This window comes from Nakamurella sp. GG22 (assembly GCF_052976845.2).
Genome location: NZ_JBRIIO020000046.1, coordinates 20,352 through 32,957, shown reverse-complemented (window position 1 = coordinate 32,957; position 12,606 = coordinate 20,352). Strand labels below are relative to the sequence as shown.

The following is a 12,606-nucleotide window of genomic DNA, read 5'->3' as shown; positions in this document are numbered from 1 at the left end:
ACGGTCTCGACCGTGTCGGTGCCGGCCGTGACCGAGACCGTCACGCCGGCGGCCGGCTCGTTGCCCGGCACGGTGCTGACGATCCCGTTCAACGAGCCGGCGGACCGCGCGACGGCGAGCTGGACGCCGGTGAGTGTCTGCCCGTCGGCGAGCGAAACGGACGTGGTCTGCGGGCTGAAGCCGGGAGAGGTCACCGTCACCGAGTAGGTCGCCGGGGTGACGAGCCCGCGGAGCGTGAAGCCTCCGATGTCGCCCTCGGTGAGCGACACCGTTTCCGCCGTCGTGGTCCCGGTGGTCGCCGTGATCACCGCACCGCCGAGCACCCCGTCCGGGCCGGTGACGGAGCCGCTGATCAGGCCGTCGCCGGTCCGCAGCCGGATCTGCACGCCGCTGCGCGACTCGCCGCCGGTCAGGTCGACGCGCTCAGTCGCGGTGGCGAACCCGGTCTTGGTGACGACGAGGTCGTACACCGCGGGCGAGGCGATGTCGGTGATCTCGAACAGGCCGTCCGAGCCGATCGGCACCGTCCGCAACACGGCACCGGCGGGCGTGAGATCCGAGGCCGCCGCTTCGTTGTCGGCAACGGCCGCGGGGTCGGCGGGCAGGAACTCCACCGGCACCTGCACGCTGAGCACCGCACCGGCGACGTCGCTGCCGACGACCTCGCCGGACACCGACGCGGGCAGCCCGCCGAGGGTGACCTTGAGGTCACGGATCTGCTGGCCGAGGTTGAGCACGACTTCTTTGGCCTCGGCGGCGGTGAGCGCGTTCTCGTACCAGATCTCGGCGAACCCGGCACCGCGTACCCGGAACTTATAGGCACCGGCCGGCAAATTGTCGATGGTCCATGTGCCGTCGTCGCCGGTGGCGGCGTTGGCGATCGGCGTGGTCGTGGCGGCGGCGTCGAACAGTTCGACCGAGACCCCGGGCACCGGGTCGCCGCTGGTCAGCAGCACGACACTGCCGCCGAGCGCCGATGTCCCGGCGAGCCCGTCGGTGTTCTGCGCGGCCGCGACCTGGATGGCGAGGTCACGGTCGGCCGCCGACTGGCCGACCAGCGCGGTCAGCGCAATGGTCAGGACTGTCGCGAACACGGTGGCAGCGAAGAGCAGGCTGAGCAGCGACAGCAGCCCGCGGCTGAGCCGCGCCTTCTGCAGCAGCGTCCCGGTGGCCAGCGGTTCCTCCGACGCCGGCGGTCCGGAATGCTCGGGTGGCGCCGGCGGCAGCAGGGGACGCAGCCCGATGCCGAAGGTGCGGACCACCGGTTGACCGAACCAGCGCCGCGGGCCGGTCGCCCGCAGGTCGGTGATGGCCTGGTCGCCGGGCGCGAGCGTGACGACGTCGGGTTCGAACGCGAACCGCATGACGTCCTCGGCATCGGTCCCGGCCAGCTGCGCGACCACCGGTGTGTTGCCGGTGTTCTCGAGCACCACCCCGAACGTGCCGGACCGCCCGCCGACCACCGTCATCGGCGACAGCGCCACCCGCAGGGACTCGACAGCGGGCACCGTCAGCACGATGTCGGCGATCGAGATCGCCTGAGGAGGAGTCAGTTCCCTGACCTGGACCGCCATCCGGCGTTCACCCGCCGCGACGCCGGGCGGCAGCCGGACGACCGCCCGGACCGTCTCGGATGCGTCCGGGAAGAGCGAGAGATTCTCCGCACCCAGGGTCACCCACGACGGGTCGGCGCCGAGTACCCGCAGGTGATAGCCGCCGATCAGCATGCCCGTGTTGTGCACGGTCACGTTGATCTCGACGGCGTTGCCGTCGCCGACCTCCACCCGGTCGGGGGTCACCAGCACTCGCACGTCAGCCGCCGCCCGTCACGCCGACCGCTTCCGGAAGCGCGAAGTTCGCGTCGGCCCGGCCGCCCGCGGCGACGGTCACCAGAGTGGTCCTGGCCTCGGTGGCCGGGCTGCTCGCGGTCACCGTGTACATACCCACCGGCAGGCCGGCGATCAGGTACGTCCCGGCGGCGCCGCCCGGCCCGGCCGACGATGTGGTCACCGGCCAGCTCTTCTGCCCGTCGGTGGCGGTGACCGTCGCACCGGCGAGCGGAGCACCGCCCGGCCCGCTGACGTTGCCGCCGATCCGGCCCAGCGAGTCGCTCATCGTCACCGTCAACGGAGCGCTCACCGCACCCAGCTGCACCGGGACGGTGGTCGGCGCGAAGCCGGGCCTGTCGAACGTCACGGTGAGCGCCGCACCGGCCGGCAACCCGGAGAACTCGAAAGCGCCGACGGTGCCGGTTGTCAGTGTGGTGGTGGTCGGGGGATCGGTCATCCCGCCGACCGCCACGGTGGCGCCGCCGACCCCGGCCCCGGCCGCGTCCACCAGCACCCCGGTGAGCTGCCCCGTTCCTGAGGCGAGATCCACCGCAAGATCGTCCCGTCGTTGGCCGGGCCCGAGGTCGACCACCACTGTCGTCTCGCCGAAACCGGGGGCGGCGACGGTGAGCACGTACGTCGCCGGAGTCGGCAGCTCCCCCAGCACGAACCGCCCGACGTTGCCGGTGGTCGGTGTGCCGGTGCTGACCGGTTGACCGTCGACGGTGGTGGTGACGGTGGCGCCGCCGAGGGGAGCCCCGCCGCCGGTGACGGTGCCCGCGATCTGCCCGGGACTCGCGGACAGCAGCACGGTCGGCTGGATGCGCCGGGAGCCACCGTCGACCGTCGTCTGCACGATGGTCGGCAGGTAGCCCTCGGCCGCGAAGCTGAGTTCGTACACACCGGGTGCCGGCAGTTCCTCCAGGGTGTAGGCGTTCGCGCCGTCGGTGACGGTGGTGGCGATGTCCTTCCCGGCGGCCGCGCCCTGCGTCGCCCGCGCGGTCACCGTGGTCTCCACCGGTTGCAGGGTGTCGCCGAGGTCGACGGACCCCGTGATCGACGCCGGTTTCCCGGTGATCACCACGTCGATGCCCCTGGTGACCACGGCCGATTTCGCGGTGACCTGGGTTCCGGCGGCCTGGTCCGGAACACCCGGGTAGAAGACCGGCTCGAATCCTTCCTCCCTGCAATCAGGGCCCGACGCCTCCCGGCAGGCGGTGAACCGGAGCAGGTAGCCGTCGGGGAACAGCCCGGCGACCTGGTACGAACCGTCGGCCTGGGTAGCGGTGGACCCGGCGACCTGCACGGAGCCGTCGGGTGCCTGTCGCAGTGCGTCGACGAGGATCCGGCCGACCGGTTCCTCGCTGCTCTTCGCGGTCACCGTCCCGGCGATCACCCCGCCGAGACCGGAGGGCATGGTGCCGTCCTTCGCCAGCGCCCCGGCCGGCGCCGGGACCTCACTGCCACCGGTCGAGGCGACGAGCACGATATCGCCGACGAAGAACGACGCCGGGGCTGTTTTCGTCGGCGGGTCGGCGGTGAACACCTCGCGGAGCCCGAACAGGAACACCGCGGCCCACAGCGCGATGATCGCGAGCAGGATCAACGCGGTCAGCATTCCCCTGGTGATCCACGGTCGCTGCCGGAGCATCAGGATCGCGGTCTGCGGATCGGGGCCGTCGTCCTCTGCGCCCTCCCCGAGCAGTTCACGCAGGTCGGGCGGGGCCTCGACCAGCTCCACCCGGGCGGACGGAGCGAGAGTCGGTGCGGCGGTGGCGGTTTCGGTGGCGGTTCCGGTGGCAGTTGCGGTTTCGGTGGCGGTGGGGTCGGCCGTCAGGGCAGTGGCGGTCAACGTGACCGGCCGGTCGATCTCCGAGCCCATGATCATCCGCGGGCCGCGCACCTCGACCAGCACCTCGCACGAGTGGCCGGGCTCGAGCAGGACCCGCTCGGGGGTCACCGTCGAGGCGATGATCTTCTCCGGATCGGAGGCAGCCAGCCCGATCTCCAACGGGGTGTTGCCGCTGTTGGCCACGATGACGACGAAGCGCGCGGTGCGGTGCGCCCGGACCACCTTCGGCCGCACCATCAGACCGAACCCCGGCAGTGTGGGCACGATGAGGTCGAGGTCCAGGTATTCGGGCGCGGTGCCGTCCTGCCGGGACCGCACCTCGACCGTCACCGGGTGCCGCCCGGCCGGGAAGGCGGCCGGAACGCCCATGTTGACCGTCAGCCGGCCGGTGGCCTCCGGGAACAAGGCCAGCACCGGCGGCTGGGTGCTGACCTGCTGCTCCGGGAGGCCGATCACCCGTGCGGTGACGCCGTCGATGACCTGGCCGGTGTTGATGATGTCGAGGTCGACGGCGGTGGAGGAACCGGGCGCGAGGTCGACCAGCGTGGAGCCCGCGGAGACGCGCACGCTCAGCTCCCGCGTTCCGGATGCGGGGCCACCAGCGCCGAGATCCGCTCGACCCGCGGCGGGAGATCGGCGAACGGCGCCGCGTCGCCGGCGGTGGTCACCACCAATTCGAACGACGGCTTGATCGACCCGCCGACCGAGCTCCAGACGTCCTTGATCCTTGTCGTGTCGTACCCGGCGATGGTCAGCTGGACGGCTGAGTTGACGTCCGCCCCGAGGTGCTCGACGGGCAGCACCTGGGTGTCGATGACACAGGCCAGCGCGTCACCGAGCAGTTGATGCTCGTCGCGGACGACGCCCGCCCAGGCGGACACCAGGTAGTGCAGCTCCAGCATCGGGATGGGCTGCCGGCGCTGCATCCGGCCGTCGACGACGCGGTCCGCGGCCGGCCGTGGCGGCTGGCCGGAACGGCCGACGCCGAACAGGAACAGGTTGACCGTGATGCGGCTGAGCTGCGCGGACCAGGCCCCCGACGGCGCGTCGAAGGACACGTCACCGACGCCCTCGGGCAACGGAAGTCCCTCCCGGAACAGCGTTTCCAGCCCGGAGTCGACGGTGGGGATGATCACGACGGGGCCGGCCCGGCAGGTGGTCTGCGGGACTGCTGGGTCGACCGCTGCGCCGGCATCCGGAACCCCCCGAGAGTTGAGCGGGCATCAGCCGCGACCATGGCCAGCCGCCCACGCCGACGGCGCGGCCCTCACCGCGTCATGGCCAGCCCATCACCCGGCGGCGGGCCGGGCATCGGGCGTTCGCCCTATGTTGGCCGTCCCCGTTCCGCGCCCGGTTCCTCACAGCCCGCCCGCCGGGATCCGCCGGCCGAGCTTCGAGTACTCCCTCGTCGCGGCCGCCAGCACGTGCCGCATCCCGGGCCGCGCTCCGTCGATGGCGGCGTCGTAGCCGGCGGCGACCACGATGTTGCGGATGTCGCCGCCGGTCAGCTCGACGTGCCGGGCAAGCCGCCCCGGGTCGACGGGATCAGCGGGATCCTGCCCACCGAGCCGGTCGAGGTGGACCCGCCACAGCCGTTCCCGGGTTCTCGCGTCGGGATCCGGGAAATGCACGATGAAGCTCAACCGCCTGCTGAACGCCGGGTCCAGATTGCCGCGCAGATTCGTCGCCAGGATGGTGATCCCGTCGAAGAGTTCCATGCGCTGCAGCAGGTAGGCGACCTCCTGATTCGCGTACCTGTCGTGCGCGTCCTTCACCTCCGAACGCTTGCCGAACAACGCATCCGCCTCGTCGAAGAACAGCACCACGTTGAGGCTCTCGGCCCGGTGGAAGACCTCCTCGAGGTTCTTCTGCGCTTCCCCGATGTACTTGTCCACGATTGCCGAGAGGTCGACCCGGATGATGTCCATCCCGAGTTCCGCCGCGACGACGTGCGCGGCCAGCGTCTTGCCGGTGCCCGGGCTGCCGCTGAACAACGCGGTGATGCCGCCACCGCGACCACCGGCCCGCGGAACCAGGCCGGTGGTGATGAGGTCGTCCCGGTGCCGGGCCCAGCCGACGAGCCGTTCGATGCCGGCGGCGACGTCCTCCGGTAGGACCAGGTCGTCGAGACCGACATCGGTCGCCGGGGCGTTGACCCCGCCGACCACCCTTGCCGCTCGGCGCACTTCGTCGGCGTCCGGCCCGCGGTCGCCCGTGGCGAGGTCGGCGGCATACCGCGCGGTCTGCAGCAGTCCCTCCGGCGACAGCCGCAGGCCGGTGAGGGCGCCGGCCGGCAGCTCGGTGCCGGTGACCACGTGCCACAGCCGCTCCCGGCTCTCCGGATCGAGCCGCGGCGCGTCGATCAGCAGCGGCCGGAGCTCGGTCACCCAGGCCGGGTCGATCGGCTGCTGCGACACCGCGATCACCGGGACCACCGGAGCCGCCAGCAGCCGGGCGAGCGGCGCGTTGTCACCGCCGCCCAGCCGCTCGGCACGATCCAGCAGCAGGCAGCTGCCGAGCAACGCGGCCTCGCGAAGAGCGGTCCGGAGGAACTCGACGGCGTTCGGCCCGCCGATCTCCACCGGGACTGTCACCACCAGCGCCCGGACGTTGATCTGTTGCACGGCGGCCGCGGCCATGCAACTGCCCGCGGCTCCGACCGGTGAATGCACCCAGACCAGAGCGGTGCCGGCCTCCAGCGCGGTTGCCACTATCGAACTCCCCGGCAGCGGCAGCGGCACCGCGTCCGTGACGTGCGCAGCGATGGCCGGATCAGGCGCATTCCACTGCCGCAGGTGATTGACAACCCTCTCCGGACACCAGATCTCGCGGCTCAACCATGGCCCGGCGCCGTCCGCCTCCAGCAGTCCCGACCGCCGGAGCACCCCTGACGCGCCCAGCCGGGCGCCCGCGTCCGGCGAAAGAGAGGACAGACCGATGAGTTCCAGGGCGAGTCCGACGCTGACCCTGCCGGCGGCCGTCCCGCCCCGAAGCAACCCGTAGGCCAGCGCGATGTTCGCATCAAGATCGGCGGCCGCGCTGATCAGGACCAGGTCCCGATCAGGTTCGTCGAGCCCGAAGACGACGCCGGTGTCGGTCAGCACGTCGTCGGTGAGCGCGTCGCCCCTCAGGGCGTGATCGCTCAGCGCATGGTTACGCAGCGCTTGGGTGTTGGAAGCGTTGTTCGAATCGTCGTCGATCAAAGCGTCATGGTTCGGCGCGTAATCGCTCGAGGCGTCGCCGACATCTCGTTGGTCGTGCGCGACCTGGTAGTCCTGGGCGAGCACCGCGAGGGTGTCGTCGAGCATCCGCAGGCGTGCGGGGTCCAGCTGACGCCGCCGGTCGACCGCGATCGACAGACGTTTCACCAGATCCTGCAGCCGCCCGCGCATCGGTACCTTCCGGCTTCACCGGCGACGGTGCCGTCCCCCAGTGCGTCCATCATCGGACGGCGCCCCCGGGGGTCGCATCGGGCGGCTGCCCTATCTGTTTCCGGCCGTCCAGGCGGGATCCCGACCAGCTGCGGCCAGTGCGCGCTCGAATGCCGTCGCGCTCGCCGGCTCTCCGACAGCGACCTGCGGGCCGTAGGCGCCCATCGACCGGCCCCACTCCGCCGTCTCGTCGATGTGCCGCAGCAGCTCACCACCGACGTCGTCCGGGACAGTCAACTGCTGACCGGTAGCCCGCGCGAGATCCCAGCCGTGCAAGAGCATCTCGGCCAGCGACATCTCGCCGATCAGGGTCGCGGGCATCTCCTGGCCGGCCATCGACACCCTGCCCTCCCACGCCTCCCGCCTGGACCAGACGTCGGCCAGTGCGGTCGCCCTCTCGCCCAGCCGGGCACCCCAGTCGCCACCGGTCGCGTCGTTCCTGGCGCCGTACGGGTCGTCGGCATCGAGTTCCTCGCGTCGGCCCACCGCGGCCAGCGCGCCGGTGGTGCCGATGACGTGGTTGATCAGGGTCTTCAGGTCGAAGTCGGTGCAGGGCGTCGGTGCCGTCAAATCGGCCGACGCCGCTCCCCTGGCGATCTCGCCGACCTCCTTCGCCGCGGTCGGGAAATAATCTCGGATGATCATCTGCCGAGTGTGCCGCCGGGTGCCGGAGGCGGTCTTGAACAATTCCGCCACACCCCGGGGCAGTCGTTACGCTTGCCCGCGTGACCGGGTTGCTGAGCGGGGCGTCACCCGCTGACGCGACCGCAGACGGTGCGACCGAACCCGGCATCCTGCATCCCGGGAGATCCCGGCGGCAGTTCGACTACCGAAGGCACGTGCCGGACCTCCGGCTGGCGCCATTCGTGGAGAACTTTTGGACGATCATCTGGGAACTGCCGGCCGGTGCGGAGTTCACCGCCAGCGTGCTGCCGTACCCGTCGGTGAACCTCACGGTCACGAACACCGAGGCGCACGTCACCGGCGTCACCCGCACCCGCTACGACCGCCACCTCGTCGGTGACGGCTGGGTCGTCGGCGCACGGTTCCGGCCGGGCTGCTTCCGACCCTTCCTCGGTTCCCCGGTCAAGGCACTGACCGACACGCACCGCCCGATCGCCGACGTGCTCGGCCGGGACACCACGGTTCTCGAACTTGCGGTGGCCGCGACGTGCGACCGCGCAGAACGTGTTTCGCTGCTGACCGACTTCCTGCTCGTCGACCTGCCCGACCCGGACCCGGTCGCGGACTCGCTGGCCACCCTGGTGGCCGAGGTCGCCGCACGTCCGGAGATCAAGCGGGTCTCCCAGGTCGCGCAGTTGGCGGGAGTGAGCGTCCGCACGTTGCAGCGACTCTTCGACGACTACGTCGGGGCCGGGCCGAAATGGGCGATCATCCGCTGCCGGCTGCAGGACGCCGCGGTCCGCGCGGCACAGGGCGATCCGCCCGACTGGGCTGTGCTGGCCGCCGATCTCGGTTTCGCCGACCAGTCGCATCTCACCAGGGCGTTCACCCGGACCATCGGCGTGCCGCCCGCCGAGTACGCCGCCCAACAACGATCGGCCCGTTCCTCCGACGAGAGCTGAGTGCCCAGCGGGTGTTTCGGCCGGGTCGAGCGCCCTTGGCCGGACGGGTCAGCCGACGGAGCGCACTGCGTCGGCGACTGCTGCCGCGCCCCGCTCGCTCAGCACGATCGTGTAGTGGTTGACGTCCGGTACCTCCCGCACATCGATCGCCGGTAGCTGCTGCTGCCATTCTTCGATCCACGCCGGCGGCCACAGACCGGGTTCCCGATCGAGCAGGTCCCGCGGGGCGCGGAGGAACGGCGTTCGCTCGGGAAGCCCCTGCAACCCCGGGATCAACCACTCGACGTCCTGCTGGTCCATCGAGTCGCCGACGAACGCGGCTCCGACGGTCGCCGCATGCAGGTCCGGCGGGTCACCGACGAGGTCATAATCGGCGTAGTCGGCCACTGCGTCGCTCCAGTCGGAGGCGAATGCGGGGTGCGCGCGGAACAACTGCTGGTAGCTCTCCCGGGAGTCGAACCGCATCGACAGCCGGGCCCGGACCGGTCCGAGCACCGCGTCGACGAACTCCTCGTCAGTGAGGCCCTCCGGTCGCGGCAGCGGAATCCCCCCATCAACCAGGACGACCGAGGCGACGCGCGCCGGATGCCGATGGTGCAGTGCGACGGTGACATAGCCGCCCATCGAGTGCCCGGCGACGACCGCGGCGGGCACCCCGAGATGATCGAGCACCGCTGCGACGTCGTCGGCGTGCTGCGCCATGCCGTACGGACCCGGGAGGCCGTTCGAGCGACCGCGCCCGCGCAGGTCGGGCGCGATCAGCCGCCACTCGGGCAGTGCCGCGGCGAGCAACGGCCAGCAGCGGTGTGACGCCGTGACGCCGTGAATAGCCAGCACGGTGGGCGGTTGCGGGTCGCCCTGCTGGGCGCCGCCGGCTCCCTCGGGCTCCCAGACCCCGACCCGCATCGCGCCACCGCGGACCGGGACCTCGACGGTCCGGTAACGCTTGCTGTCGGTCTTCGGGCCGGTCATCGGTGTGCCGCCGTTCTCGCGTCGGGATATGTCCCGGCGATCATGGCCGATCCTTGCCCGGCGGTGCCAACGGAGGCCCCCGATCAACCGTCAGGAATCGAAGGGCAACGAGAACGACGAGTCCTGCAGGACGACGGAAATTCCTTCACCGAGCGCCGACCACACCTCCACCCGCACGACGCCACCGCGCATCTCGCCGAGTTTGCCCTCGCTCGAGAGCAGGCCGACCGCCTCGGTGTAGTGCTCCGGGCCGGGCAACGGGTCCGTGGCGAAGTACCTGTACGTCTCCACCCGGTCCCAGTTGCCGTCGCCGGTCAGGTCGAAGGACAGTCTGGTCTGCGCGGCGGAGCCGATCCCGCGTCCTGCGTCGACGGTGAGATCGAAGACGCTCCCCCCGCCGGACGGCGTCAACCACACGTTCGACGCCTCGAACACCACGGGCCGGTACGGCGTGCCGTCCCGGGTCTTGCCGCCCGACGAGGCGAGCTCGATCTCGGCGGGCGGGCTGGCGTCCGGGCGGAGGGCGCCGTCGCTCCAGGGGTGGAGCAGCGGGCTGGACGGCACTGCGGGCCGGGTCGGCGTCGTCGCCCTCGTCGTCGCCGTCGCGCTCCTGGGCGTTGTTGCCCTCGTCGTCGTTGTCGGCGCCTGGGGGCGGGCCGGTGGACGCGGACTCGCCGAACCGGTTGTGGAGGGACTCGTTCGGGTCGAACGTGGGGTCGCTGGCGGTGAGACGCTGGGTCGCGCCGATGATGAGGTCGACGCGTCTCGCGCGGCAGCCACTGGGAGCGGAGCCGCAGCGGAGCCGCAGCCGGCCGTGGCGCAGAGCAGCGCGCCGCAGATCACCGCCACGACGCCGACAGCCATGGAACGACGGGCACCGGCGCTGGACACCCGACAACCGTAACCGGATCGGCTCAGTGATCCGCGCTGCCGCATCCCCGGGTGCGGATGCGGCAGCGGGACCCGGCGTCGGATGCTCGCGCTGGACGTGAGAACGACGGAAAAGGGGCGGGCTGGTGGCCAGAGAAACGGGTCGGGCTCCGGAGGCGAGACGGAAAGAAAAGGGGCGGGCTGGTGGCCAGAGGAAACGGGTCGGGCCTGGTGGCCACACGAAAAACGGGGCGGGCCTGGTAGGCCCGCCCCGTTCCCGGATGCGATCGCCCGGATTCCGGGCAGGTGTTCGGCGACGCAGACGCGGTGCTGCAACGCCGGACGGTTCAGTGCAAGGTCACTTGACGGTGGCCTTGGCGCCGGCCTCTTCCAGCTTCGCCTTAGCGGCCTCGGCGGCCTCCTTGGGAGCCTTCTCCAGGATGGCCTTGGGGGCCGCGTCGACGAGGTCCTTGGCTTCCTTCAGACCCAGACCCGAGACGAGCTCGCGAACGGCCTTGATGACCTGGACCTTCTTCTCGCCGGCGGACTCGAGGATGACGTCGAACTCGTCCTGCTCCTCGGCAACCTCAGCGGCGGCGGCCGGACCGGCCGGACCGGCAACGGCGACCGGAGCGGCGGCGGTGACGCCGAAGGTGTCTTCGAACTGCTTGACGAACTCGGAGAGCTCGATGAGGGTGAGCTCCTTGAAAGCGTCGAGCAGCTCGTCGGTGGTCAGCTTCGCCATGATGGGCGTCCTTTCACATCTGTTGCCCGGCCGAGGTTCTCGGCGGAACGGGCGGGATTTCTGGTGGGGGGCGGATCGGACCAGGGACTGAGCCGACCGATGGAGCGGATCGGATCAGGCCTGGACGGCCGTCTCCTCGGTGGTGTCTTCGGTGCTGGTGGCTCCTGCATCGGCGCCCTCGGCGGGGGCCTCCGTGGAGACCGCTTCCGGGGTCGTCGACTCGTCGGCGGCAGCAGCGCTGTCGGCGCCTTCGGCCGGAGCCTCGGCGGAGACGGCCTGAACGCCCACGGCGGACGGATCCGCCGAAGCCTCGGTCGAAGCAGGCTGCGGTGCGTCCAGGGTTTCCCCGTCGGCGATCCGCTTCTCCTGCAGTGCCGCGGCAAGCCGTGCCACCTGGGAGGGCAGCGCGTTGAGCACGATGGCTGCCTTGGTCAGGGTGGCCAGCATCGCGCCGGCCATCTTGCCCAGCAGAACCTCGCGGGACTCCAGGTCGGCCAGCTTGTTGACCTCGCCGGCCTCGATGGCCCGGCCGTCGAGCAGGCCGCCCTTGATGATCAGCAGCGGGTGAGCCTTCGCGAAATCGCGCAGCGCCTTCGCGGCGTCAACCGGCTCGCCGCCGATGAACGCCACCGCGGTCGGACCAACGAACAGGTCGTCGAGTCCGGTGACCCCGGCCTCGGCGGCTGCCCGCTTGACCAGGGTGTTCTTCGCGACGGTGTACTCGGTGTCCTTGCCCAGTGACCGGCGGAGCTCGGTGAGCTGCGCCATCGTCAAACCGCGGTATTCAGTGACAACCGCGGCGCTCGAGCTACGGAACCTGTCCGTGATCTCGGCGACCGTTGCGACCTTTTCGGCCTTCGGCATGCGTCGCCTCCTTCCATGACATCTTCAGTCGTATCGGTGCGGCAACTGCCGACACCGTCCACGCGGAGGCCGCCTGCAAGCGGTCCGGAAAAGACGAACGCCCCGCGCGCAGGCACGGGGCGGAAGATGGGCGGCCCCGAGGGGCGCCGGTCTGACCTCGTCCTCCTGCGTGGGCCGCCCGGACAAATCCGGAACCTTCACCCGATGGTCTGCGCGAAGCAGGCATGCGGGAGCCGACGGTCTTCGGTGGATCAGGGTTCACTGTACGTGAGGCTGCCAGCTGCGGCCAAATCACGGCCGTGGCGGGTTGCCTGCGGGCCGGACGGCCGTTGACTGCACCCGCGCGCTGTGCGCCCGCCCCAGAAACGACCGAACCGCCGCAACCCCCGACGGTTGCGGCGGTTCGGTGTGCGGGACCGGGTCGGTCAGACCTCTTCGGTCTCCAGCAGGTTGCGGG

General features: G+C 71.1%; 9 protein-coding genes and 1 pseudogene. 1 reads left to right on the top strand and 9 read right to left on the bottom strand.

Translation table 11 applies throughout. The features are described from left to right. The 5 genes from ACVBEQ_RS26370 to ACVBEQ_RS26350 form a co-directional block, all read right to left on the bottom strand. A partial coding sequence (locus ACVBEQ_RS26370) for a carboxypeptidase regulatory-like domain-containing protein (protein WP_447156676.1) occupies positions 1 to 1,811 on the bottom strand: 1,811 nt, incomplete at its 3' end. A gap of 1 nt (position 1,812) precedes the next feature. After that, positions 1,813 to 4,248: a carboxypeptidase regulatory-like domain-containing protein gene (locus tag ACVBEQ_RS26365; protein ID WP_447156675.1), complete on the bottom strand. Its 2,436-nt coding sequence runs from the start codon at positions 4,246 to 4,248 to the stop codon at positions 1,813 to 1,815. A gap of 2 nt (positions 4,249 to 4,250) precedes the next feature. Continuing rightward, positions 4,251 to 4,817: a Pvc16 family protein gene (locus ACVBEQ_RS26360; protein WP_447156674.1), complete on the bottom strand. Its 567-nt coding sequence runs from the start codon at positions 4,815 to 4,817 to the stop codon at positions 4,251 to 4,253. Between the two features lie 222 nt (positions 4,818 to 5,039). Then, entirely contained in the window at positions 5,040 to 7,049 is a 2,010-nt protein-coding gene (locus tag ACVBEQ_RS26355; RefSeq protein WP_447156673.1) for an ATP-binding protein, read from the bottom strand. Positions 7,050 to 7,163: 114 nt separating this feature from the next. Continuing rightward, on the bottom strand, positions 7,164 to 7,757 hold the full coding sequence (locus ACVBEQ_RS26350; RefSeq protein WP_447156672.1) for a TIGR03086 family metal-binding protein: 594 nt from the start codon (positions 7,755 to 7,757) through the stop codon (positions 7,164 to 7,166). Between the two features lie 80 nt (positions 7,758 to 7,837). On the opposite strand from ACVBEQ_RS26350, the gene ACVBEQ_RS26345 reads away from it, so the two are divergent. Continuing rightward, positions 7,838 to 8,698 carry a DUF6597 domain-containing transcriptional factor gene (locus ACVBEQ_RS26345; protein WP_447156671.1) on the top strand — a complete coding sequence of 287 codons (861 nt, stop codon included), beginning with the start codon at positions 7,838 to 7,840 and terminating at the stop codon, positions 8,696 to 8,698. A gap of 48 nt (positions 8,699 to 8,746) precedes the next feature. Here ACVBEQ_RS26345 and ACVBEQ_RS26340 read toward each other — a convergent pair whose 3' ends face one another. The 4 genes and pseudogenes from ACVBEQ_RS26340 to rplJ all read right to left on the bottom strand — a co-directional run. After that, on the bottom strand, positions 8,747 to 9,670 hold the full coding sequence (locus ACVBEQ_RS26340) for an alpha/beta hydrolase (protein WP_447156670.1): 924 nt from the start codon (positions 9,668 to 9,670) through the stop codon (positions 8,747 to 8,749). A gap of 90 nt (positions 9,671 to 9,760) precedes the next feature. Further along, on the bottom strand, positions 9,761 to 10,234 hold the full coding sequence (locus ACVBEQ_RS26335) for a hypothetical protein (RefSeq protein WP_447156669.1): 474 nt from the start codon (positions 10,232 to 10,234) through the stop codon (positions 9,761 to 9,763). A gap of 664 nt (positions 10,235 to 10,898) precedes the next feature. Next, positions 10,899 to 11,285, bottom strand: a complete 387-nt coding sequence (rplL, locus tag ACVBEQ_RS26330; RefSeq protein ID WP_447156668.1) for a 50S ribosomal protein L7/L12 — start codon at positions 11,283 to 11,285, stop codon at positions 10,899 to 10,901. Between the two features lie 306 nt (positions 11,286 to 11,591). After that, positions 11,592 to 12,149 (bottom strand): annotated as a pseudogene (rplJ, locus tag ACVBEQ_RS26325) (50S ribosomal protein L10); the annotation flags it as partial. Positions 12,150 to 12,606: the final 457 nt, after the last annotated feature.

What these genes read in the sequence shown, in the direction of transcription:
- ACVBEQ_RS26340 (WP_447156670.1), bottom strand. Translation starts at nt 9,670, where the DNA reads ATGACCGGCCCGAAGACCGACAGCAAGCGTTACCGGACCGTCGAGGTC.
- ACVBEQ_RS26350 (WP_447156672.1), bottom strand. Translation starts at nt 7,757, where the DNA reads ATGATCATCCGAGATTATTTCCCGACCGCGGCGAAGGAGGTCGGCGAG.
- rplL (WP_447156668.1), bottom strand. Translation starts at nt 11,285, where the DNA reads ATGGCGAAGCTGACCACCGACGAGCTGCTCGACGCTTTCAAGGAGCTC.